Below are 25,387 nucleotides of genomic sequence, written 5' to 3' on the forward strand. Positions count from 1 at the left end.
TTAGGCATTATTCATTTAAAGGATAATGCCTTTATTTTAAACAGCAATCTCCTCCATTTTTTCTTCCTTTTCTTTTAATACTTACTCCTTAAGTAGTATTTTGAATCAATTTTAAAATACACATAAGTTAAACAAGCTATTTTTTTATCTAGCTATCCACATCATGAAAATAAAATTTCTTAGTGCATCAATTGTGCTGATACTATTTGTACTTTTCAATGAGGTATCTGCACAGGAAATTCTCAATTCCGACAGTCAAATTAAAAAACTTGACGATGCCATCCCTCTAGATCCGGCAGTTAAAACTGGAAAGTTACCTAATGGAATGACTTATTTTATTAGAAAAAACAGCAAACCTGAAAATAAAGTAGAACTCAGGTTAGTCGTAAATACTGGTTCCATGCTCGAAAATGAGAAGCAGTTAGGCCTGGCTCACTTTGTTGAACACATGGCTTTTAATGGAACAAAAAACTTTGCTAAAAACGAATTAGTAAGTTACCTACAATCTATTGGGGTAAAATTTGGCGCACATTTAAATGCTTATACCAGCTTCGACGAGACTGTTTATATGCTCAACATACCCACTGCTGATACTGTGGTAGATAAAGGTATGCAAATACTAGAAGACTGGGCGCACAACATCAGTTTTGAAGGTGATGAAATAGATAAAGAAAGGGGAGTTGTAATTGAAGAATGGAGACTAGGCCAAGGAGCAGGACAACGTATGCGTGAAAAATGGTTTCCGGTAATGATGAAAGATTCGCGATATGCAGAAAGGTTACCAATTGGCAAGAAAAAAGTGCTGGAAAACTTTGAATATAAAACGCTGATTGATTTCTATAAAAAATGGTATAGACCCGAATTAATGGCTATTGTGGTAGTTGGAGATATCGACGTAGATCAAATGGAAGCCAGTATTAAAAAACACTTTAATGAGATTCCGAAATCTAAGAAACCTGTAGAAAGACCTTATTATGATGTTCCATCTCACAAAGAATCTTTAGTAGCCACAGCGAAAGATAAAGAAGCTTCTTTCACTCAAATTCAAATCATTTATAAAAAAGACAAAACAGAAGTGAGTACTGTTGGAGATTACAAGGCTTCACTTGTACAGAATGTGTACGATGGCATGTTTAATCAAAGACTAAGTGAGCTTACTCAATTGGCAGAACCTCCATTTATGTATGCTGGTGCAGGTTATGGTGATTTAGTAAGAACTAAAGATGCTTATTCATTCTTTGCTATAGTACCTCCAAATGGCGTTGACCAAGGCATTACTGCCTTACTTACAGAAAATAAGCGTGTGCTTTTACACGGCTTTACAGAATCTGAACTAGATCGCTACAAAAAAGACATGATCGCCTATTACGAAAAGGCTTACAACGAAAAAGATAAAACAGAATCTGCCAATTATGCCTCTGAGTATATCTCTTATTTTCTTGAAAAAGTACCTACTCCGGGCATCGGTACTGAGCTAGAATATGTAAAAGCTTTTCTACCTCAAATCACCTTAAAAGACATAAATGCTCTTACTAAGAACTTAATTACGGATGATAACAGAGTAATTATTGTAACTGGACCTGATAAAGAAAATACTATAATTCCATCAGAAGAAGAAATAGAAAAAATAGTGGCAGAAGCTGATAAAGTTACACCAGAAGCTTACGAAGATAATCTGACTGCAACGGCACTCATGGAAGAATTGCCAACTTCAGGCACAGTAAAAGAAAGTCAAGAAAAACCTTTAGAGGTTACAGAGATAACTCTTAGCAATGGTACTAAAGTAGTTTTAAAACCAACGGACTTTAAGAATGATCAAGTTTTAATGGATGCTTTTAACTTTGGAGGACATTCTGTTTATCCACTTGAAAATTACTATTCAGCCATTTTTGCAGCGAGTATAGTAAATGAAAGCGGAGTGAAAGACTTTTCTGTTACTGATATACAGAAACTACTAACTGGTAAAATTGCAAATGCCAGTCCGTACATAAGAGAAATTACAGAAGGTATTTCTGGGAGTGCGACGCCAAAAGATTTAGAAAGCATGCTGCAATTGGTATACTTATATTTTACTGCACCAAGAAAAGACAAAGAAGCATTTCTTTCTTTTATCAACAAAACAAAAGCGTTATATGAAAACTTAAAGGCTAGTCCAGAGAATTACTTCTACGACCAAACTTCTAAATTAATGTCGCAGAATAATCCGAGAAGGGGAGGTTTTCCAGAGCAAGAAGATTTCGATAAGATAGATTTAGATAAAGCTTACCAGATATATACAGAAAGGTATGCTGATGCACAGAATTTCACTTTCTTTTTTGTTGGCAATTTTTCAGTAGAAGAAATCACGCCATTACTAGAACAATACATTGGTAGTTTACCCACAAACGAACAAAACCAAACATGGAAAGATTTAGGTATTAGCTATCCTAAAGGGGTAGTGAAAAAGGAATTCAAAAAGGGGACAGATCAAAAAAGCCAAGTAATGCTGGCATTTACTGGCGATTTTGACTACGATAAGAAAGAAGCTTATAAAATTTCTTCTCTTGCTGAAATTCTTGATATTAAGCTTACTGAGAATTTAAGAGAAGATAAAAGTGGCGTTTATGGTGTAAGTGCTTATGGCTCAACCCAAGAATTACCTACTGGTTCTTACAATTTAACCATCCAGTTTCCTTGTGCTCCAGAAAATGTAGATAAACTGATTGAAGCAGCTTTTGAAGAAATAAAAAAGATACAAGAGAATGGCCCTAGTAAAGAAGACCTCAATAAAATAAAAGAAACGCAAAAGTTAGAGATGAAAGAAAATCTCAAGAAAAATAACTTCTGGTTGAGCATGCTCAGAAACAGTTATTTATATGATAGAGATTACAGCGAGGTAATGGATTACGAAAAACGGATTGATGCTTTAACTACAGAAGACATAAAAAAAACTGCCCAACAGTATTTCAATTTTGAAAATTACGTGCAGGCAGTTTTAAATCCAGAAAATATAGATTAAGCTTTTGCTACTTTAATCTCGATGGTTACATCACCAAGATCGATAGCAGTAGCTCCTTCTAAACTTTCAGAGAAGCTCAGGTTTAATGCCTGAGTTTCTTCACATATATATTTCTTATGAGCATTGAAAGCCTCTTCTGCTAAGCTCTCACCTTTTAGCACTTCGATATTAATTTTATCTTGTACTTCAAGTCCCATATCTTTTCTGAGGTTTTGAACACGGTTTACCACTTCTCTGGCGATACCTTCTTTACGAAGCTCATCAGTGATTGTAATATCCATTGCGACAGTTAAACCATAGTCACGAGCTACTAACCAACCCGGAATATCTTCAGAAGTAATCTCTACATCATCAGGAGAAAGTGTGATTGTTTCACCTTCTACTTCAATTGCATAAGATTGTTCTTTTTCAAGTTTGGTGATATCAGCCTGCTCAAACTTAGCAATCGCAGCAGAAATATGGCGCATTAATTTTCCATATTGCTTACCCAATACTTTAAAGTTTGGCTTTATCTTTTTCACCAATACTCCAGAAGAATCATCGATGTATTCTATCTCCTTGATGTTTACCTCAGCATTGATAATATCCTCAACAGCTTTTATCTGCCTAGTTACCTTTTCGTTAAGATCTGGAATTAAGATTTTAGAAAGTGGCTGTCTTACTTTAATAGACTCTTTTCTTCTTAATGAGTGTACCAAAGATGAAATCTTTTGAGCCAAATCCATTCTCTCTTCCAAATCTTTATCTATCACAGCAGTATCTACTTCTGGGAAGTCGCTTAAATGCACAGAAAGAGATTTGTCTTTTCCTGTAACCTCATTTAAATCTTGGAATAATCTATCTGAAAAGAATGGTGAAAAAGGACTCATTAAGCAAGAGATGGTTTCCAAACAAGTGTATAATGTTTGGTAAGCAGCCATCTTATCGCGGTTGTATTCACCTTTCCAGAAACGCTTTCTGTTTTGGCGAACATACCAGTTACTTAAATCATCTATGGTAAAGCTTTCTATCGCTCTTACTGCCTTGGTTGATTCGTAATCATCCATTGCATTTTTCACATCTTCTATCAGTGTATTCAATCGAGAGATAATCCAGCGATCACTTTCAGTCCTTTCTGAAACTGGCACTGCTTCTTCTTCGAATTTGAAGCCATCTAGATTTGCATATAGCGCAAAGAAAGAATAGGTGTTATAAAGCGTTCCGAAGAATTTACGTTGAACTTCTTTTACACCTTCTAAATTGAATTTTAAGTTATCCCAAGGCTGTGCATTGCTAAGCATATACCAACGAGTAGCATCTGCACTGTATGTATCGATGGTTTCAAACGGATCAATTACATTGCCTAATCTCTTAGACATTTTTGCTCCATTTGCATCTAACAACAAGCCCGTTGAAACTACATTTTTAAAAGATATATTACTTTGTGGAAATTCTAACATTACTGCCAAAGCGTGCAATGTAAAGAACCAACCACGAGTTTGGTCAACACCTTCTGAGATAAAATCTGCAGGGAAACTCTCTTCAAAAATTTCTTTATTTTCAAAAGGATAATGCCACTGTGCATAAGGCATCGCTCCACTATCAAACCAAACGTCTATGAGATCTGGCTCACGGTACATTGCTTTTCCATCATCACTTACCAGAATTACATCATCTACATATGGTCTGTGCAAATCAAAATCATCTTTTAAAACACCACCAGCCGTCACTTTAGAATCTGCTGCCATTACACCAGCTTCTACCGCTTTCTTTACTTCATCATTAAGTTCTGCGATTGAACCGATACATTTTTCAGAAGCATTATCTTCGGTTCTCCAAACTGGTAAAGGAGTTCCCCAGAATCTTGAGCGCGACAAGTTCCAGTCTACCAAGTTTTCTAACCAGTTACCAAAACGACCTGTACCAGTTGCAGCAGGTTTCCAGTTTATGGTTTTATTGGCTGCTACTAACTTATCTTTATAAGCAGTTGTTTTGATGAACCAAGAATCTAATGGATAGTAAAGAATTGGCTTATCAGTTCTCCAACAATGTGGGTAACTGTGCTCGTATTTTTCTACTTTAAATGCCCTGTTTTCTTCTTTAAGTTTGATAGAGATTAAAACATCTGTTGATTTATAATTAGAATCAGCCAATGTTTCATCGTCCTCATACTCAGCTTTTACATAGCGTAATGGGAAGTCAGTAACTTCTTTTACAAAGCGACCTTGTTTATCTACCAATGGCATAGGAGTGCCATTTTCATCTTTTACCAAGATCGCTGGTATATCAGCCTGTTGTGCAACACGGTAGTCATCAGCACCAAAAGTAGGGGCGATGTGAACGATACCAGTACCATCCTCAGTACTAACAAAATCTCCCGGTATTACTCTAAATGCATCTCCTTCTGGTTGTATATAAGGTAACAACTGCTCATATCTAACACCACACAAATCTTTTCCAGTAAACTCAGCAGTTACTTTAAAAGGAATTACTTTATCGCCTTCTTTGTAGCTATCAAAATCTGCTTTTTTCTGCTTTTCAGTGAAATAGGCATTCAAGCGATCTTTAGCAAGAATTACCTCAGCAGGCTTAAATGTATAAGGGTTAAAAGTTTTTACTCTTAGGTAAGTTATTTTTTCTCCAACCGCCAAAGCTGAGTTTGAAGGAAGTGTCCAAGGAGTAGTCGTCCATGCTAAGATGAAAACTTCATCATCAGTTCCCTCAAATAATGGAGCAGATTTTTCGTCTTTTTTAACCTTAAACTGCGCAACAGCAGACGTATCTTTTACATCTCTGTAGCAACCTGGCTGGTTCAATTCGTGAGAACTTAAACCAGTACCTGCTTTTGGAGAATAAGGCTGTATCGTATAACCTTTGTATAAAAGGTCTTTGTCGTATAATTTCTTAAGCAGATTCCATAGCGTTTCGATGTAATTTCTATCGAAAGTAATATAAGGATCGTCTAGATCAACCCAGTAACCCATTTTACGAGTAAGGTTGTCCCAAACACCTTTAAACTTCATTACAGCCTCTCTGCATCGCTGGTTATATTCCTCCACCGATATTTTAGTACCGATATCTTCTTTGGTAATACCCAAATCTTTCTCCACCTTCAACTCAACTGGCAAACCGTGTGTATCCCATCCACCTTTCCTTTTTACTTGGTATCCCCTTATAGTTTTGTATCGGCAGTACATATCTTTAATAGTTCTGGCCATTACGTGGTGAATACCCGGCATACCATTCGCAGAAGGAGGTCCCTCATAGAAAGTAAATGTTGGTTTACCCTCTCTGCTATTTATAGATTGCTCAAATACTTTATTTTCTTCCCAAAACTTCAGCAACTCATTTCCTGTTTTCACTAAATCCAGCTGCTGGTATTCTCTGTATTTTGCCATAAATATTATAATATGTCACTGCTCACAAAAAGAATTTACTAGCTATTAAACAATATACTCTCTGTAAATTCTAAATTTTTTAGCAGATATAACTAGGTTTCAAAATTTAGGTGGCAAAATTAATAATTTTTAGTATGAAAAATGGACTTCTTGGTCTCTTGTATACATTATATTCTGAGAAAAGAACTTACTTGCCATAAAAAAGGGATAAATTTTTGTGTTAAGACTTTTTAACAAAACAGAATCCGCACCTAACAACAGAAAGTTCTATGAAAAACATCTTAAAATTTTCTTTTTTTATTGCTCTTTTTATCACGTTTCCACTTGCAGCTCAAAATGAAATTGAAAGTATAACTTGGCAAGAAGGTAGACAATTAAAATGGTCAGACTACAGGGGCACACCTGAAGGCAAAGTTTATGAAGCTGCCAGGAGTGAGTTTGAAATTGAGTTTAGGTATACAGGAAAAATTGTAGAGGATGAGCTAGAGCTCCAGTTTCAAGTTTCTGCATTATTTATTCCAAATGATTCTTGGACTGTTGAAGCAAAACAATCTAACGAATTGCTTATTCACGAACAATTACACTTTGACATTACAGAATTATTTGCTCGCAAAATGAGACATGAATTTAGCTCTGTACATATTAGTGCTGATAATGGTAAGGCAGAGATTCAGGTAATTTATGATAAAGTTATGGCAGATATGAAAAGGTATCGCTCACTATACAACGATGAGACATTTTTCGGTGCTAATCTAAACAAACAATTAGAATGGAATAGCAAAGTACGCAGAGAAATGATAGAGCTTAATCAATATGTAAACTAGAAAAACTTAAGGTTTTTTATTCTTCTGGGGTCCTGTGAATTATTTCTTCAAATAAATCCAGGACTTCTTCATTTGCCTCCTGATTGAATTTGCTATGAAAATACTGCTGAAATAAATCTTTGATATTCGCAGACACATCTAATTGTTTTTCTTCTGCCTCTTTATTTTCTTTTTTAATTTCCGGAATTATCCCTAAAACTCCTTTATGAGCTCGGTAGATTTCCTTTTTTAAAGCTGCATTTATATAAGTATCGCTTACCAAAATCAATTCGACATACACATCTTGGTTTTCTTGTAACCAATTGATTGCATCATCGAAGTTTTCAAACTTTTTTCTTAGCACCTTTTTACCTGAATACAATGGTATTTTATTGTAAGAAACAGATGCACTCGCCTTGGCTTCAATAATAGAAACAAACTTTTGTTGGTTTGTTTCACTTAGACTGTACTCCAACAAACTTCCGCTATATATTACTGGTGGTTTTTCTTGTGAGGCTAAATTATGAAACCTGTGTAAATGCCCTAGTGCCGTATAATCTACCTCTTTGGGAATATCTACAGTATAAACAGGTTGGGCTCCACCAACATGTAAAATGTGTCTTTCATCTTCTGGTTCATCCAAAAGATCAGTTCCGTTTGTCATAAAAAGGTGGGTCAAAAGAATATTAACCCCATTTTTATCGCAATACTGACTTGCTAAATTTTGCCACTTTTCAGCAATAATTTTTCTAAATTCTTTGTCTGTATTTTCTACACCAAAAAAGCTTTTCAATCTGCTTTCGCTAGCATATGGAGTGAGAATTATTCTAAGAAGTTCTTTACTGTTAGGCAACTCAAGTTCTACAAATCCAGCATCAGTTTTAGTTATTTTTAAACCTGTATTAAGCTCTAAAGCTTTTAGTCTTGTATCTGGATAACCTGATAAAAAAATACCACACTCTCTAGCTAAAGTATCAGGCGCTTCTACCCTGTCTGCCGAATCGTGGTTACCAGCAATAGCAATTACTGGACAAGCTCCCAGTTTTGCTAACTTGTGTACTGTTTTGTAAAATAACTCAACAGCTTCGTTGGATGGGTTAAAAGAATCAAATAAATCTCCTGCTATAATAACTGCATCTACGTTTTCCTTTTCTGCAATTTCACAGATTTCTTCCAAAACTTCTCTTTGTTCATCTATTCTGGAATAATCATTCAATTTCTTTCCCAAATGCCAATCTGCTGTATGAAGTATTTTCATTTAACCAGTTTCAGTATCGTTATTTAAATATTGGATTAATAGTCTATTCTATCTTTTTTAACTTGCCAAAGTTTAAAAACTTCTATTGCTATATCTCTACCATTTTGTTCTGTGGTGATTTTTCTTTCTGAATAGGGTAGGTCAATTTCTTCGTAAATAAACTGATCGTCAAAACCAGCTTTCTTAGCATCTTCTTTGGTGCAGGCAAATATCAATTTATCTGGTCTAGCCCAATAAATAGCTCCCAAACACATCGGACATGGCTCACAAGAAGCATATATTGTACAACCTGTTAGCTGAAAGCTATTAAGGTTTTTACAAGCATTTCTAATAGCAACTACTTCTGCATGAGCGGTAGGATCGTTCTGAGAGGTTACCATATTACTACCTTCACCTACAATTTTGCCATCTTTTACTATTACTGCTCCAAAGGGACCTCCTTTATCATTTAACACTCCCTCTTTCGCCAATTCTACTGCTCTTTGAATATATAAATGATGTTTTTCCATAAAACAAAAAAGACTGTTCTGTAAATATACAGACAGTCCTTTCCCAAATAAGATATTTTAATAATTTCTTTAACTGATACTACAATTAATTATAGTATGAGATCTGTGATGTATTCTGCTGATTCAGATTTGTGATTTTTGCTGAGGTGAAAGAAAACATTGCCAAATCGAAAGTAAGAAGAGAAAGAATCAGTAAACCTCCTACAATGTAACCTTTGATAGGACTAAGAAACTGTAAAAACTTCTTGTATAAATAAATGACCAATGCTGCAGTAGAAACTGCTAGATAAATAGAAATAAAAATTTGTAGTGTTAAGACCATAGCTTTAATATTTTGTTGTTAGCTAAAATGTTGGATTCAGTTAGTCTTTAAGTATTCGCTCCAAAATAACTAATTATTGTATATCTTATTATGCAACCTTTTTCGGTATAAATTTCAATGTAATAAAATTAAATTTTATAAAAGTTATTGCAAACCATATTTGTCGATTAGATAAATTAGGGATGTCATAGCTGCTGCACCTAAATCAAGCTCTCTTTTATTTACCTTATCAAAGGTATCGTTAGACGCATGGTGATAATCGAAATATCTTTGAGAATCTGGTCTAAATGAAAATAAAGGAACATCCTGAGCTTTTAACGGCCCAATATCAGCTCCACCACCACCAGCTTCAAACTCATGTATTTTATAAGGTTTAAAAAGCTCACTCCAAGCAGAAACTTTTTCAACAACTTTATCACTACCACCTATAGAAAATCCTTTTGGAGTAAAACCACCCGAATCAGATTCTAGTGCAGCAATGTGCTTTTCTTTATTTTTCTTAGCCAATTCTGCATATTTCAATCCGCCTCTTAAACCGTTTTCCTCGTTCATAAACATTACTGCTCTAATCGATCTTTTCGGTTTAATTCCTAAAGTTTTTAATACTCTCAAAACCTCAATAGATTGCATACAACCAGTGCCATCGTCGTGTGCACCTTGAGCCAAATCCCAAGAATCTAAATGTCCACCAATTGCGATATATTCTTCTGGAAATTCAATGCCAGTAATCTGACCTACTACATTGTAAGAAAGTTTTTCTTCTTTCATTTCACAATGAGTTTCAAAATAGAACTTAAGTTCTTTGTCGTCTTTTAAAAGTTTGCTTAAAAGGTCAGCATCTTTTGTGCTAATTGCGATGGCAGGTATTTGAGGTACATTAAGGGTATAATTTAAACTACCTGTGTGGGGGAAATCATCGCTTGAGGTCGTCATTGAACGAACAATCGCTCCAATTGCTCCATATTTTGCGGCTTCAGATGCTCCGGCTCCACGTTGGTTTACAGCTCCACCATATGCCTGAAATGTCTGAATTAATGTTGGATCCATAGGCCTGTTAAAAAAGACCACTTTTCCTTGAATATTTTCTTTGCCTAATTTCTTTAGCTCTTCAAAATCTTGAACTTCTACCAAATTGGCAGAAACTCCTTTGTCACCAGTACCTACTGAGTTTCCTAGAGCACATACAGCAACATCTAAACTTCCCATTTTCTTCGATCCTACAATTCTACCGATTTCTTTCTTGCCTCTTACCCAATGCGGAACCATTACCTCTTGCAAGAAAACCGTATCAAAACCATAGTTTTCCATTACTTCTTTAGTCCAATCTACAGCAGCAGCAGCTTGTGGAGATCCACTTAATCGCCCTCCAATTTGTGTAGTTAAGTATCTAAGATTTTCGTAGCAGGCATCATTCGTGAGGATTTCATCAAATATATTTTTGATGGTTGCAGCATCATTTTTATCCTGCGCGTTTAGATTAAATAAGGAAAAAAACAGCGAAAAAAAGAGTATTAAAAACTTGTTGTAGTGCATCTAATTAAAAAAATACGATCTCAGTCACCCTAAAATGAGAGCTAAATATAATTATTTCAGATAAATATTGTATTTCTCCAATGGAATAATTGAAAAATTTCCTTTTTAATTTTCTCAAATTATCTTTAAATCTAAGTAGAAAAGTAGATTTTAACACAAATTAGGGTTTAATCAACCAATGTAGCATCTTTTAAGATATACATCAGTTGCTCAATATTATCCGAATTAGGTTCAAATATTCCTTTTACAAATATAGGATCATCAGTAAAATCAACTTGTTCTTTACAAAATACTTCAATAACTGTTTCGGGACCTGCTCCACCACAAAAAAAACAGATATTATATGGTAATGAAGAAAGTACAAACTTTTTTTCGCTGGTATATTGATCTAAAGGAACCATAAACCCTTTTAATATTATTTCTTTCCCTTTGAGTTGAGTCACCTTTTCACCAAAAACAGGATATGTAATTTCAAATCCGGAAGCTTGATCTTTTTTATTTTTAAAAGAAACATCACTTAGATCATCCCAAAAGTTTTTCTGGGCACAAAGTGATAAAGACAAAAAAGTAAATATTAAGATTAAAGGAATTGGAACTTTATATAACATTATTTTAAATGATTTTTTCGTCGATTATAATCGGTCGCTATCTCTATAAAACAGTTTTTTTTTCATACTAAGAAAAAAGACAAGCTGCTTTAAAACTAACTATCACTATTATAAGAAGAAAATAATAAATTAATAAAACCCGTAGCTCATCACTCCAAATTTTACGATTAACTCATTTATGAAATATTTTTTATTGTCGCTTTTGGCAATTTGCATTAATTACTATGCACTAAAAGCCAACTCTGTTTCAGACTCACTACAAATAGAAAACTCTCTCGAACAGGCTGTTGAACTAGAAAAACAAAGAAATTTAGAAGGAGCTAGAGCCATCTACTTTGAGTTATTAGATCAAGCAAAAAAACAGGAATTAAATGATGTTTATGGCAAATTACTCTGGAGTATAGGACGAAATTATTTCAGAAATTATAAATCTGACAGTGCAGCTTATTGGCTTGAAAAATTCCAAGTAGAAAATGAAAGCTTACATTTTAAAGATAAAAAATTAGTTTATTCCTCCTTTACCTATCTCGGACAAACCTATTCTCGGTTAAAAAAGCCATTTAAAAATATTGATGCTTTTAAGAAAAGCATCGATTACGTAAAGCAAAATGAGTCTTTACAAAATACTCCCGATGTTTTTTTACCTAGAGCATATAATAATACAGGCGTGGCTTACCAAGAGTTAGGCGATTTTGAAACTGCTCTCCAATACCTCGACAGTGCTCTAATAAACTTAAAAGAAATATTAGATTACCCTAGCGAATTAGAAGCACATATTTACAGTAATAAAGGGAACATCTACAAAAAGTTAGGATTCACAGAAGAAGCACTGGAATTCACTTTTATGCAAGTGAAAATTTACGAACAACTCCCTGAAGAGCAAATCAATTACCAAGACTGGGGTTTGGTTTATTGGTATATTGCCAGTTGTTACCAGTATAGTAATGCAAGCAAAGAAGATTTACTCAATGCTATTAAATACTGTGAAATATCTGAAAATTACTTTAAACAAGGAGGAGAGAAAGCCCCACTACTCATTTACTCTTATTACATATATGCAGAGACTTACTATAACCTAGGTGAGTATGATAAAGCAACATTCTATATTGAAAAAGCACTTGAACAAAATATAGAAAGATATGGTGAAAACTTTGGCGAATTAGGGTACTGTTATCTTCTAAAATCTAAGATAGCAGAGAAAACAGGCAAGCTTGATGAAGCTGAGCAACTCATGAACAAAACCATTGCTTTATATGATACTATAGACTGGAAGATTTATAATGATATATCTGAAGCTTATTACATAAAAGGAAACTTACTCGTAGAACACAATATAAACTACAATGTGGCAATGACTGATTACCAGCAAGCATTGCAGGTTTTACTTCCTGATTTTAAACCTAATTCTTTTCTTGATAACCCAACTAAAGACCAACTATACAATAGCGCTTTTCTTTTTAATGCACTACAATACAAAGCGAAAGGCTTAATGCAATTTTATAAGCACGAAAATAAACCTGAGTATATAAAGGCTGCTATGGATTGCTATACTTTAGCTTACAGATTTGTGAAATTGAGTAGAGAAGAAACGATTAGTCTTAGAACAAAATCATCTTATATTAGAAACAAGTTTAGTCTTTACGAAGACGGAATAGCCGCTGCCTATGAAGCTTACCAACAAACTCAAGACAAGAACTATCTTTTAAAAGCAGTTTATTTTGCAGACTTGAGTAAGTCTAATAATTTACTAGACAAGCTCGAAAAAATAAGACAAGAAGAAAGATTAGATATTCCATCAGCACTATTAGAACAAGAAAGGAAAGCTCTTGCAGCCATTAGTTTTAATGAGAAAAAGCTTTATGATTTAAAAAAATCAAGTGCGGACTCTTCTGAAATAGCTAAAACCGAAAAAAACCTTTTCAACTATAAAATCAACCACGAAAATATTATTAATTCGATACAGGCTCAATATCCAGAATATTATCACTTCAGTGTAAATGAGACGACAAGTTTTAATACTGATGATTTTTTAAATCAAATTTCAGATGATCAACTTTTTTTAAGCTACTTCTCGGGAGAGAAGAATTTATATGTATTTGCTCTATCTAAAACTGAAGTAAATGCCCAAAGGCTTAAGCCTCTTTCTGAGTTTGAACCTGTAGTAAAAAACTTAATAAACGATATTAAATCAAATACAAACAAGGACTTTTCAAGTAATTCTTATAAACTATTTAAGTATCTAGTAGATCCTATTTTTTCAAGTCTAAAAAATCTGGATGAAATTAAAAGTATCAGTGTGATACCAGATGGAATTACAGGTTACCTCCCCTTTGAATTACTAATACAACAAGAAGCAAATGACAACACAAGTTTTAAAAGCCTCAATTACATGTTAAATGATTATACATTTAGTTATCATAACTCTTTAAGTATTTTCAACTTTAATAAGCAAAGAAAAAGCTACAAAACCGCTCTTAATTTTTTAGGGTTTGCCCCCGAGTTTAAAAAAGAGTCTAATCCATTAATTGCTACCAGATCGGCAAAAGATGAGGCAATTGCAGAAAACTTAGAAGTGCTACCAGGTGCATTAAATGAAGTGAATAATATTGCTTCTATTTTTGGTGGAGAGACTAAAACAGGGCAAGAAGCCACCGAAAGTAATTTTAAAGCTCTAGCCCAAAATGCCGAAATACTACACCTCGCTACACACACAATCATAGACGACGAAAACCCGATGTATTCAAAACTGGTGTTTAGTAGTGAAAACGACCCAAAGGAAGATGGTCTCTTATATACATATGAGCTTTTTAATATGCATCTAAAAGCAAATCTGGTTTGCCTAAGTGCTTGCAATACTGGTACTGGTAAATACTATAAAGGAGAAGGAGTTATTAGCCTCGCTAATGGTTTTATGTATGCAGGAATTCCAAATATTATGATGACAGCATGGTCTGTTCCTGACGCAGCCACATCAGAGCTTATGGAAAACTTTTATTCTGAGTTAAAGAATGGAAAAAATAAACCTGAGGCATTAAGAGAAGCTAAATTACAATACCTGAAAAATGCCGATGAAAACCTCGCCCACCCTTATTACTGGGGGGCTTATATGATGATTGGAAACTCAAATGATAAAGGCAAAAACACTAACTATTTGTACTGGATAATTGCCGGAGTAATGGGAGTTTTGCTGTTATTGATTGCTTTAAAAAAATTAAAAAGGGGAGCAGAATGATAAATCATTCTGCTTCTGGTGCCAATTTTACCACCAAACCATGTAATTCTGGAGTTATTTTAAGCTGACAACCCAATCTACTTTTGTCATCATCTACAAAAAAAGCATTGTCTAGCATATCTTCTTCAGTTTCTGACATCTCGGGTAAATCATGTTCGCTTTCAACATAAACATGACAAGTTGAACACAAACACATACCGCCACAAGTACCTTGCACAGGTAGTTCGTTTGCTTTGCAAAGCTCCATTAAGTTTAGGTTCATGTCAGTCGGAGCCTCTGTTTCTAAAGTATTTCCTTGTCTGTCAATGATAGTAATGTTAATGATATCCATTCTAGTTTGTAGTTAATTTTTTTGATTATCACCAAACAACACAAAAAAGCCTAAGAAAGTGACATCAATCTTAGGCTTTTCATGTAGAATCTCATTAAGATTCTGTATATCAATTTTTTAAAAAGTAAATTTTCTATTCATATAAGTCGATTTACTATTAAAGTTTTTTATTTGTCAATTTTACTTGAGTATTTGTTATCTCATAATCGACTTCAAGAGCAATACTTATTACTTCAAGAATTTCTTGTAGATTTCTGTCTGCAAAGTTTCCTGTAATCTTTCTGCCTGCTAAGTTCTCACCTTGCACTACGATTTGCTTATTAAATCTATTTTCTAGTATTACAGCAGCTTCATCTAAAGTATTATCTTCAAAAACTATTTGGTGTTTTTTCCATATAGTAGTATTTACTGCACTAAGTTTTTTTACATCGTTAAACTTATTTTTTACTCTGTCAAAAACTACTTCTTCGTTTTTAACTAAGTTAACTGATGTATGCTGTTTGTTAACTGCAGCTAGCTCCGAGAATCTAACTTTACCTTCAGTTACAGTAAGCACAATATTGTTAAGAGCTTTATAAGCTTTTATATTGAATGCTGTACCTAAAACTCTTGTTTCTGTTTTATCAGTTAATACAGAAAATGGTCTTTGAGGATTTTTAGCTACTTCAAAATAAGCTTCACCATCTAGCTTAACTAACCTCTGAGTATTAGTAAACTCATCTGGGTTATAAGAAACGCTTGAACCACCAGCAAGAAAAATATTGCTACCATCTGGTAAAGAAACCAACTTAGCTTTACTGCCTTTAGGGTTTTCAATACTTGTAATTGCCACTGGCGTACCAGTTGTGTCTTCTTCTATTGAAGGTAATGTGTAGAAGAATCCGATCAGTAATAGTAAGGATGCTGCAACACCAGAAATTAACACTTCTCTACGCTGATAAAATGGTTTTGAGATTGTTAAATGATGTGTTATGTTTTCTTTTTCCAGATATTCAACTCTGTCATCGATTTTAGAAAGAATTGAATCAACCGAAAAATCCACACTAATATTCTGATCAGAATTTGCGAAAAGCGATTTGGTAGTTGGTGCCTTTACCCATATGGAATTTGCCTCATCAAACGCCTCTTTAAACTCTGTATCTATCTCTAGTAATTGTTCTATCTCATCCCTTTCCTCCTGATCACATTCATCACCGAGATATTTTACAATCATATTCCAGTATTTGTCATCCATAGTTTAATTTAATCACATGAAAATACGCCTCTTTTCCTGTTTTCGAAAATCTAAACAGGAGCTGGCTTCAGTCAACTTAACATTAAGACAAACGAAATGAGACTAATGTCAAAATTTATTTAATAAATACATGAATACAATAAGCAAAACCGGAAAAAATTCTTTTCCATATTGTTTTTTCAGCTTTTCTCTAATGGTTTTTAAAGCAATGCCTATTTGATAATGTACTCTTCTTACAGGAATTTCGAGTGTATCTGCTATTTCTTTGTAAGATAGTTCCTCATACCTGCTCAATTTAAATATTTCTCGACATTCTTCTGGTAGGTTTTCAATTTCTTTTTTCAGTAATCTATCTAACTCGGTAAACTGGATGTTATCTTCGGTCTCTGTATGATGCTCTGTAAGGGTTTTGCTCAGGTTTTTATAGTAATCTAACTCAAACTTAGATCGCTTTATAAAGTTTAATGTGTGATTTCGTGCAAATCTGTACAAATATGACTTTAGAGAAGTCTCTATATTTATGTCTTCTCTTTTTATCCAGAAATTAGCAAATACATCCTGAGTAAGTTCTTCGGCCATTTCTTTTTGCTTTACCATTCCTAATATAAAGTAAAAAATAGGCTCGTAAAAAGCACTGATAACTTGTGCCCAAATTTTACGATTACCTTTTTTTATACCTTCTAAAATGGCATTTTCATTAAATAGATCAAACTCTGGCATGTAAGCACTACTTTTTAATTATTGACACTTGCTGAAATAGTACACAAGTTAAATTTAAAGCAACCTATATTAGTCCATACGGATAACCTAAAATTATTCTTGTATACTTACACTGTTTTCTTTTATTCTTTTATACAACGGTTACTTTGATTTTTTAAAGGATGTTGCGATTTTAATAAAAAATTATTTTTACTAATTATCCTTTCCAAAGTTTTATGACTCACCCTAACATTATAGGTAATGATCAGAAAAGCATAAAGGTTTGCCCAGAGTGCAGCCACGAAATAACTGCACTTTCAGAAAAGTCAAGAATTTTTGCTTGCCCAAACTGTTCTTCGGTATTTAATAGCGAAACAAACCGCAGAGAAAATCAAATTCTTGGTAAGAATTCAACTAACAAAATCAGAAATATCACTTTTCTAGAAGTTGGACAAGAGTTTACCTTTAGAAAAATCACTTACAAAATAACTGGGCAAATTAGAGTTAAATCAAACTACAAGCTCGTAAAGAACCCCAACAAAACCGGCACATTAATATATGATGAATGGCTTTGTATTAGTACAAATAATGAACACCTAAGAATAGGATATGACAATATTAGATATAAAATAATTACTCCAATTACACCTGTATTAAATAAAAAACCTGAAACGAAAAGATTTTTTGTGGGCTATCAAAAAGGCAAACTTACTACTGAAGAAATGCGGGTTAATGAAATTATTTTTTTTGAAGGAGAGTCTGAAAACAATTTATATCCTGGAAAAAAATTTAAATGTGCTACTTATCGAAATAGATATCTCCTTTATTTAGCAGAGTGGGAATATGATAAAAGTTCAAAAGATGCAAAACCTTTTATTCAAGAACATTTCCTAGAAAAAGATTTTATAAAAATAATCTCTAGAGACAATGACATTAGTAACTACAATAGGAAAATTGGTAATTTTAAATTCTTTAGAAAAGCTATAAACTACACTACCTTAATTGTTATTTGCTGTTGGTTAATAAGTTTATTTTATAGCGGAAAAACCATATATCAAAAATCTTTCAATCTACTAGAACTTGCAAATGAAGAAAGTATAGTAGCAAAAGAACCTCTTGTAATTGAAGATGTAGCCTCAGTTTATGAATTTAATTTAGAAGCACAACTCACCGAAGTTAATACCGAGATTTACACTGGAATAGAAATTCTTAATGAAAACCAAAACGTTATAAACCTTTTAGGTTTTGACTTTTGGAGAGCAGCTGGTTACGATGGAGGAGAAAGATGGGAAGAAAGCGAAACCGATGATTCTGAAATATATTCTTTCCCCAAAAAAGGAGCATTTACAATTGTATTTCATGCAGAAAAATCCAACCTTTCTAGGTTAAATAATAAAGATAAAATCGTACTTAAAGTAAATAAAGGTAGCTTAATGAGTCGATATTTTATTATTTTACTTGTTATATGCCTATTCTTATTATTTAATATAAATAATTTCACCCCACTCCATAATCGAATAAAAAAACTTTTTTTCTAACAAATTATACTTTATTCTACTGCAACCTTTTATTATTAAAATGAGGTATAAACTATTGGTAATTTACCTCAAGTTATTAAATTCAATTCTTCAAAGTAGTTAGTAAAACATAAAATTTTGTTAGAAGAAGATTTTTTAGACCACCAAGTGGAATGCCCATCTTGTAGAGAAACAGTTTTTTTAATCTATAAAGACTCAATATTTGCCAATTGTAAAAACTGCAATAGCATATTTGTAGTAAAACCTTCGAGGCCAGAAAATGCCATTCTAGGCAAAAACAATAAAAACTCATATCCAACAATTAGTTATCTGGAAATTGGCCAGAAGTTTATTTACAATGACACTGCCTATATAATTACAGGAAGAGCGGTTATAAAAATAAAATTTGAAGGCACAGAAAACGACGAAAACTATACTGGCTCACTCATATATCATGAGTGGGTTTGCCGAAGTAAAGACAACCAATACTTTACCATAACCGAAGACTACTCTGGTTTTAATATATCTATGCCAGTTGAGCCTGACCCAGAGGTAGATCAATACTTTATCAGAAATAGTTTTATGCAAATTTATTCTGATATGGCTCCTCAACGGATTGATGAAACTGGCGCCGGAAAAGTTATCTACTTTGAAGGAGAAGCTGACGACAACTACTATCCTGGCAGAGAGCTAAGTTATGCTACTTGTAGATACAAAGGTTATACTTATGGTGCTGAGTGGAATCCTTATAAAAAGGACTTAAGCGTAAACTTTTATGTACAAAGTGTAATGCCAAAGAATAACTTACATAAAATGGTTTATGAGAAAAACGACATGAGTACCTACAGCAAAAAGCTCAATGAGTTTAACTTTTTAAGAGGAGCAATAGCGGCTACAGCTTTAATTTTATTTTTACTCATGGCTTTTTCTACTGGTGAAAAAGGTAAAGAAATCTACAGCAAAAAAATTAAAATGTTAGATATAACCGAAGCAGGTTATAAACTACCCACTTTCGAAATTAATAAATTAAATACACCATATTCTATACAAACTACAGCAAATGTACCTATTAATAATACCGAAATGCTAGTTGGAGTAGAAATTACCAATGACAACGAAAATGTTGTTAATTTGCTGGAAAAATGGTTTTGGACAGCTTCTGGTAGCGATGGTGGAGAATACTGGCAAGAAAGCGATGTGGAGATGACATCGTATTTCAAATTTGATAAAAAGGGAACTTACCAACCAGTTGTATATGTAGAAAAGAGTAATGCTACTAAAACAATTACAGAAGGTTATTATGTAAATCTGTATATCAGAAAAGGAGTAATGATGACACGGTATTACCTCTACACTTTGATATTTTTTATTATTTTAATCATTATACTTTACCTTCCGGGTACTTCGCATTATATTAAATCGTGGTATTTTCAAAAACTTAAGATATGATCAATCTAACAAGGGGAATTATTATTGGAGGAATTGCTTTAACAGTAGGAGCAACTACCTATATTTCTTCTACGGGTTTAGGTCTACAAGGAATTCATAACCGAGAAATAATTAAAGCTGCCAGTAGAGACTGCCCATCTGGCAGAACTGACGAATTTGGCAACTGTATTGAGAGAAATTATAGGAGCGCTTACTACAGAAGCTACTATTTTGATAACAGCAGTTATGGAAAAGGAAAATAAACACCATAAAGACAAGCAAAAAAAGAAAGAAAATAAATCTGCAAAAGATATAGCAGATCAAAATACCCTCAATATACCAACTGATGATGTTGTAAATGAATTTGATGAAGAAAATGAGATAGGTAAAAACTTAGGTAACAGCTTTAATAAGTTGCTAGGTTGTGGTTAAGTATAGGATTTTTTATTAAATGGAAAACATTTCATCGAAGCTAATTTCTTGGTATCATAAAAATAAAAGAGACTTACCTTGGCGTAATACTACAGACCCCTACAAAATATGGTTGTCTGAAATTATACTTCAACAAACCCGAGTAGCGCAAGGACTTCCTTATTATTTAAAATTCACAGAGAAATATCCAACTGTAGAAACTTTGGCAAAAGCATCTGAACAAGAAGTTCTAAGGCTTTGGCAAGGCTTAGGTTATTATAGCCGTGCTCGAAATATGCATGCGGCAGCAAAATATATTGTAACAAATTTAGAGGGCAAATTCCCAGAGAAATTTACAGAAATAAAAAAATTAAAAGGTGTAGGAGATTATACTGCTGCTGCCATTGCTTCATTCGCTTTTAAAGAAAAAGTGGCAGTGGTTGATGGAAATGTTTATCGGGTTTTAGCCAGAATTTTTGGTATCGATAAAGACATAAATAGCAACGATGGGAAAAAAGAATTTGCCAAAACTGCTGCTCTGTTAATTCCTGAGGATGAACCTGATACTTATAACCAAGCAATTATGGAGTTTGGGGCATTACACTGCACACCAGCAAACCCTAACTGCTTGTTTTGCCCATTTACTCAAGCTTGTGTAGCGAGGCTTACTCAAAAACAGGATAAACTGCCTGTTAAAATCAAAAAGCTAAAAACAAAAAAAAGATTTTTTCATTACATTGTTGTAGAGCATCAAGATCAATTATTAATGAAAGAAAGGCAAGCTGGAGATATTTGGCAGGGTTTGTTCGATTTTCCAATAATTGAAGCAACTGAAACTATTGATGAAAGTGCAGTTATTGAGCAACTTCAATCTAATTATATCAAAGAGTTTGAAGTACAAAGTATTTCAAAAGAATTCAAACATATACTTACGCATCAACATATTTATGCAAAATTTTTTCTAATAAAAACTCAAAAAGAAAAACAATTAAAATCATTTATAGCTCATTATGGCGCTAAACTATATAATCAAGAAAAAATTGAAGAAATACCTAAACCAGTTTTAGTTAGTAAGTATTTGAAGGAATATATTTTTTAGTTATTTTTATTAATAAGCATAATTTTGCAATCCAATTAAATTATAATTCATGGCAGGTGTAAATAAAGTAATTCTAATAGGAAATTTAGGTCAGGATCCTGAAGTAAGGCATCTTGAAAGTGGGTCTGTTGTAGCCAGATTAAATATTGCAACCACAGAAAGTTATAAAGACAGATCTGGTAATCGTGTTGATAATACTGAATGGCATGATGTAGAAATGTGGGATGGCCTTGCAAAAGTTGCTGAATCATACTTAAGAAAAGGAGATTCCATTTATATTGAAGGTAAAATTAGAACAGACAAGTGGGAAGACAAAGAGGGTAACCCAAGAAAAACCATTAAAATAAGAGCGATCAATATGACAATGCTGTCTAAAGGCCAGTCAACTCCTGGAAACGAAAGCCAATCTTCTCCAAAGTTTGAAGAACCTACCGCTCAAATAGAAGCACCAGGTGGAGATGCAGATGATTTACCATTTTAATTTTGTTTTACTGTAATTTTTTATTTTGGAAGAAGGCAGTAGTATTTTATCTGAAGCTGACCCGTATATACATACGTTAGGCGCCATATTATCTTTACCGGTAATAGTATATCCCATATTTTTCGCATCATTAATATTATTGCTACTTTCTGCGCTTATATCTGGCTCAGAAGTAGCCTTTTTTTCTCTTTCACCCAAACAATTAGAAAGTTGTAAAAATAGTAACAAGCCTAATTCTGTAAGCATTGTTAGATTACTATCTAACCCTAAGTTATTACTTGCAACTATTCTTATTCTAAACAATTTGGTAAATGTTGCACTGGTTACACTTTCAACTTATGCAACATGGGAAATTTCTGGAAGAGATAACGAAAATGCGGTTTTCATTTTAACCATTCTGGTTACTGCAGCAATTGTGTTTTTTGGTGAAATAGTACCCAAAATTTACGCTACAGAAAAGAATCTTTCTTTTGCCAGAATGACATCTAGAGTCTTATACATCGCATCTACTATTTTAAAGCCTTTTTCGTGGTTTCTAATGATTATTAGCGACCGACTAGAAAGGAGGTTTCAACACTCTGGTTACGATGTATCAATGAATGAATTAAAGCAAGTGGTGGATATGACTACTACTGGCAACGAAGATAAAGAACTGCTTAAAGGTATCGTAAGTTTTGGTACAAAGACGGTTAAGCAGATTATGTGCTCTCGTATAGATATCACAGCAGTTGATGTAGAAGACGATTTCCATCAACTAATGGATAAAGTAAATAAGTGTTCTTATTCAAGAATACCGATCTACAACGAAACCATAGATAAAATAGAAGGCATTCTTTACGTAAAAGAGTTACTCCCTTTTATAGATAGAGATGAGAATTTTGAATGGCAACAGTTATTTAAAAGAAACCCGTTTTTTGTGCCGGAGTCTAAAAAGATTGATGAGCTCTTAAGAGACTTTCAGCAAAAAAGAGTACATATGGCCATTGTAGTAGACGAATATGGTGGTACTTCTGGCCTTATCACAATGGAAGACATCATCGAAGAAATTGTAGGTGAGATAAACGATGAGTTTGATGACGATGAAGGTCTTGAGTTTAAAAGACTCGAAAAAAACCTTTTTACTTTTGAAGGTAAAACATCTCTTAACGACTTCTGTAAAGTTGTGAAAGTAGACCCTTCTATATTTGATGGAGCAAAAGGTGAAAGTGAATCATTAGGAGGGTTATTGTTAGAGTTATTCTCAAGAATACCGAACTCTGGAGAAACTTACGATTTTAAAAATTTTAGATTTACAGTGGTCTCTGTTGATAAGAAAAGAATTAAAAGTGTAAGGGTACTAATCAGAGATAAAAGCGTTTATCCACCACAAGCTGATGTAAGTCCATAAAACTATCATAACATTTTTAAGTTAAATTATAAACTAGTCAGTTTTCTCAAACTGACTTTTTGCCTTTTAAATAAAATGAAAGGCTAAATTTTTTTACTATGTCTTTTAAAAGAACTAAAGAAATCATCCTCATCACTTCAATTTTTTCAATACTTTTAATTGCATGTGGTGGTGAGCAAGCTTATTTACCAAAACCAAAAGGTTACCATAGAATCGAACTTCCCGAACACAGTTATGTAAAGCTCGATTCTGCTTTGCCTTATACTTTTGAATATTCGAAGCATGCCAAAGTAATTCCAGACTCTTCTTTTATGACAGAGCCCTATTGGATCGAGGTATTTTACCCAGCCTTTGATGCCAAGCTTACAATTACTTATAAATCTGTAAAAAACAATATCGACTCATTAATTCAGATGTCAAACGATTCTCATAGGCTTACTACTAAACACCATGTGAAAGCAACATCAATTGAGGATTATGTAACAAAAACTCCTAAAGGAATTACTGCTGTTGTTTTCGAATTAGAAGGTGATGTACCAAGTCAGTTCCAGTACTATGCAACAGATTCTACTGAGAACTTTTTTAGAGCTGCTTTATATTTTCCGGTAGCTACAAAAAACGACTCTCTTAAGCCTGTTATTGAGTATGTAAAAGTCGACATGATGCACATGCTTAATACATTAGAGTGGAAGAAACTTTAACTATAGATAAATTTAACTTAAAAGATCAATAACGTGGAAAACCATATAATTAAAATATTCAACGATGCTACAGAAGCTTCTGAGTTTGCAGCTTCACTTATTGCCACCTCTTCTAAAGAAGCCATTAATCAACACGATAGATTTGATTTTGTATTAACTGGAGGAAGCTCTCCAGTAAAATTGTACAAGCTGCTAACAGAAGAGCCATCAAAATCTAAAATCGACTGGAAAAAAACGCATGTTTACCATGGTGACGAAAGATTTGTGCCTTACGAAAGTGATTTGAGCAATACTCGCATGGCAGATGAAATTTTATTGAATCATCTTGATATTCCATCTCAAAATGTCCATAAAATAGATACTAGCTTAGAAAATGTAGAAGCTGCTGCTGCCGACTATGAAAAAGTAATTAAAGAAGAAACAGGCAACAATGTATTACCTGTACTAGATTTAATTTTACTAGGTGTAGGAGACGATGGTCACACGGCATCTTTGTTTCCAGGGACTCAGGTTGTGCACGAAAAAGACAAACTTGTATCTACATCTTATAATGCCGAGCAAGAAACCGAAAGAGTAACCCTTACTGCTCCAATTATAAATGAAGCCAAACTCATTGCTCCAATGGTATTTGGTAAAAAGAAAGCAGAAACCATTAAGGAAATATTAGAAGGTGAATTTAATCCTGATGTTTATCCGGCTCAATTATTAAGACAAGCCAAAGGAACGGTATACTGGATTTTAGACAAAGAGTCTGCCTCACTTTTATCTTAAAGAAACAAATCATGGATTGGGTTATAGAAATGTAATATAATTCCTATGTAAAATAGTATTGTTTCTGGATTTACCACTTTTAGTATTTCCCAAAATAGGAAAATCACAGAAGTATTCATATATTTTATATAGATATGTATTTCTATAACTCTAACTACCATGAAAATGAAAAAGACTAGAAAAGACCTCATCAAAAAAGTTCAGGATGCTTACGAAGTTGGTGGATTTAAATATTATCTAGAAAAAAATACTTGGGAAGTATTGAGTTACCCTGACGATGAAAATGTAGTTTTTTCGGATTTAGACCTCTATGAAGATGTATTGAGTAAATTACAAGCTAATGTTGAAAGTTATGTAGAAATACCCTTACCTTCATCCAGCGAGGTTTTTATAATAATGGAAGACTTTACAGACACCATCCATAACCTCTTTCAGCAAGATATGCTGATGAGAGCTATAAATGGTCCTAAGCCTTATAAACAGTTTCGTTTTGCTTTAGAAGACACCGGGTTACTAAAAGACTGGCACCAATTCAGAGACAATGCCTATAAAAAAATTGCAGATCAATGGGTTGATGAGTTCTTAGAGAGGTATGAGCAAAAAGTGTCTTAATTACGAAATTTTCAAAGATTTTACAGGAAACCTGAATGTAATACAGCATTCAGGTTTTTTATTTAACATTATAAAA

General features: G+C 33.5%; 22 protein-coding genes. 13 read left to right on the forward strand and 9 right to left on the reverse strand.

What is annotated here, in order from left to right:
• The first annotated feature begins 163 nt into the window (after window positions 1-163).
• Entirely contained in the window at window positions 164-2,998 is a 2,835-nt protein-coding gene (locus tag OQ292_RS08345; protein ID WP_284685602.1) for a M16 family metallopeptidase, read from the forward strand.
• Here the strand turns inward: OQ292_RS08345 and ileS are convergent.
• Entirely contained in the window at window positions 2,995-6,375 is a 3,381-nt protein-coding gene (gene ileS / locus OQ292_RS08350) for an isoleucine--tRNA ligase (protein WP_284685603.1), read from the reverse strand. The genes OQ292_RS08345 and ileS overlap by 4 nt on opposite strands.
• Window positions 6,376-6,644: 269 nt before the next feature.
• On the opposite strand from ileS, the gene OQ292_RS08355 reads away from it, so the two are divergent.
• On the forward strand, window positions 6,645-7,199 hold the full coding sequence (locus OQ292_RS08355) for a hypothetical protein (RefSeq protein WP_284685604.1): 555 nt from the start codon (window positions 6,645-6,647) through the stop codon (window positions 7,197-7,199).
• 16 nt (window positions 7,200-7,215) lie between these two features.
• Here the strand turns inward: OQ292_RS08355 and OQ292_RS08360 are convergent, their stop codons facing one another.
• The 5 genes from OQ292_RS08360 to OQ292_RS08380 form a co-directional block, all read right to left on the reverse strand.
• Window positions 7,216-8,436 (reverse strand): metallophosphoesterase family protein, encoded by a 1,221-nt coding sequence (locus OQ292_RS08360; protein WP_284685605.1) that lies wholly within the window; start codon window positions 8,434-8,436, stop codon window positions 7,216-7,218.
• Between the two features lie 35 nt (window positions 8,437-8,471).
• Window positions 8,472-8,945 carry a nucleoside deaminase gene (locus tag OQ292_RS08365; protein ID WP_284685606.1) on the reverse strand — a complete coding sequence of 158 codons (474 nt, stop codon included), beginning with the start codon at window positions 8,943-8,945 and terminating at the stop codon, window positions 8,472-8,474.
• Window positions 8,946-9,030: 85 nt separating this feature from the next.
• Window positions 9,031-9,267: a hypothetical protein gene (locus OQ292_RS08370; RefSeq protein ID WP_284685607.1), complete on the reverse strand. Its 237-nt coding sequence runs from the start codon at window positions 9,265-9,267 to the stop codon at window positions 9,031-9,033.
• A 144-nt stretch (window positions 9,268-9,411) separates the two neighbouring features.
• Window positions 9,412-10,800 carry a M20/M25/M40 family metallo-hydrolase gene (locus tag OQ292_RS08375; protein WP_284685608.1) on the reverse strand — a complete coding sequence of 463 codons (1,389 nt, stop codon included), beginning with the start codon at window positions 10,798-10,800 and terminating at the stop codon, window positions 9,412-9,414.
• Between the two features lie 167 nt (window positions 10,801-10,967).
• Entirely contained in the window at window positions 10,968-11,408 is a 441-nt protein-coding gene (locus OQ292_RS08380) for a hypothetical protein (RefSeq protein WP_284685609.1), read from the reverse strand.
• A gap of 178 nt (window positions 11,409-11,586) precedes the next feature.
• Between OQ292_RS08380 and OQ292_RS08385 the strand changes: the two genes are divergently transcribed.
• A complete protein-coding gene (locus tag OQ292_RS08385; RefSeq protein ID WP_284685610.1) occupies window positions 11,587-14,640 on the forward strand; it encodes a CHAT domain-containing protein in 3,054 nt (1,017 codons plus the stop codon).
• 4 nt (window positions 14,641-14,644) lie between these two features.
• Here the strand turns inward: OQ292_RS08385 and OQ292_RS08390 are convergent, their stop codons facing one another.
• From OQ292_RS08390 to OQ292_RS08400, 3 genes are all read right to left on the reverse strand, one after another.
• A complete protein-coding gene (locus OQ292_RS08390; RefSeq protein ID WP_284685611.1) occupies window positions 14,645-14,971 on the reverse strand; it encodes a 2Fe-2S iron-sulfur cluster-binding protein in 327 nt (108 codons plus the stop codon).
• A gap of 157 nt (window positions 14,972-15,128) precedes the next feature.
• Window positions 15,129-16,205, reverse strand: coding sequence for a FecR family protein (locus OQ292_RS08395; protein WP_284685612.1), 1,077 nt, complete (start codon window positions 16,203-16,205; stop codon window positions 15,129-15,131).
• A 108-nt stretch (window positions 16,206-16,313) separates the two neighbouring features.
• Entirely contained in the window at window positions 16,314-16,925 is a 612-nt protein-coding gene (locus OQ292_RS08400) for an RNA polymerase sigma-70 factor (protein ID WP_284685613.1), read from the reverse strand.
• Window positions 16,926-17,140: 215 nt separating this feature from the next.
• On the opposite strand from OQ292_RS08400, the gene OQ292_RS08405 reads away from it, so the two are divergent.
• The 10 genes from OQ292_RS08405 (at window position 17,141) to OQ292_RS08450 (ending at window position 25,311) form a co-directional block, all read left to right on the forward strand.
• Complete coding sequence (locus OQ292_RS08405) at window positions 17,141-18,442, forward strand: hypothetical protein (protein ID WP_284685614.1); 1,302 nt, start codon at window positions 17,141-17,143, stop codon at window positions 18,440-18,442.
• 117 nt (window positions 18,443-18,559) lie between these two features.
• Window positions 18,560-19,870 (forward strand): hypothetical protein, encoded by a 1,311-nt coding sequence (locus OQ292_RS08410; protein ID WP_284685615.1) that lies wholly within the window; start codon window positions 18,560-18,562, stop codon window positions 19,868-19,870.
• Window positions 19,867-20,112, forward strand: a complete 246-nt coding sequence (locus tag OQ292_RS08415) for a hypothetical protein (RefSeq protein ID WP_284685616.1) — start codon at window positions 19,867-19,869, stop codon at window positions 20,110-20,112. Before OQ292_RS08410 ends, OQ292_RS08415 begins: the two co-directional genes overlap by 4 nt.
• Complete coding sequence (locus OQ292_RS08420) at window positions 20,096-20,281, forward strand: hypothetical protein (protein WP_284685617.1); 186 nt, start codon at window positions 20,096-20,098, stop codon at window positions 20,279-20,281. The genes OQ292_RS08415 and OQ292_RS08420 overlap by 17 nt, the downstream gene beginning before the upstream one ends.
• 19 nt (window positions 20,282-20,300) lie before the next feature.
• Window positions 20,301-21,359 (forward strand): A/G-specific adenine glycosylase, encoded by a 1,059-nt coding sequence (gene mutY, locus OQ292_RS08425; RefSeq protein ID WP_284685618.1) that lies wholly within the window; start codon window positions 20,301-20,303, stop codon window positions 21,357-21,359.
• Window positions 21,360-21,408: 49 nt separating this feature from the next.
• Window positions 21,409-21,840, forward strand: a complete 432-nt coding sequence (locus tag OQ292_RS08430) for a single-stranded DNA-binding protein (protein ID WP_284685619.1) — start codon at window positions 21,409-21,411, stop codon at window positions 21,838-21,840.
• A gap of 25 nt (window positions 21,841-21,865) precedes the next feature.
• Entirely contained in the window at window positions 21,866-23,227 is a 1,362-nt protein-coding gene (gene gldE / locus OQ292_RS08435; RefSeq protein WP_284685620.1) for a gliding motility-associated protein GldE, read from the forward strand.
• A 98-nt stretch (window positions 23,228-23,325) separates the two neighbouring features.
• Window positions 23,326-23,928, forward strand: coding sequence for a gliding motility lipoprotein GldD (gldD, locus tag OQ292_RS08440; RefSeq protein ID WP_284685621.1), 603 nt, complete (start codon window positions 23,326-23,328; stop codon window positions 23,926-23,928).
• A gap of 33 nt (window positions 23,929-23,961) precedes the next feature.
• The gene (gene pgl / locus OQ292_RS08445) at window positions 23,962-24,699 is read left to right on the forward strand and encodes a 6-phosphogluconolactonase (protein WP_284685622.1); all 738 of its coding nucleotides are present in this window, start codon (window positions 23,962-23,964) and stop codon (window positions 24,697-24,699) included.
• Window positions 24,700-24,864: 165 nt separating this feature from the next.
• Window positions 24,865-25,311, forward strand: a complete 447-nt coding sequence (locus OQ292_RS08450) for a UPF0158 family protein (RefSeq protein WP_284685623.1) — start codon at window positions 24,865-24,867, stop codon at window positions 25,309-25,311.
• Window positions 25,312-25,387 lie beyond the last annotated feature (76 nt).

It is taken from the genome of Chondrinema litorale (assembly GCF_026250525.1).
In the GTDB taxonomy this organism is placed as follows: Bacteria; Bacteroidota; Bacteroidia; order Cytophagales; family Flammeovirgaceae; genus Chondrinema; species Chondrinema litorale.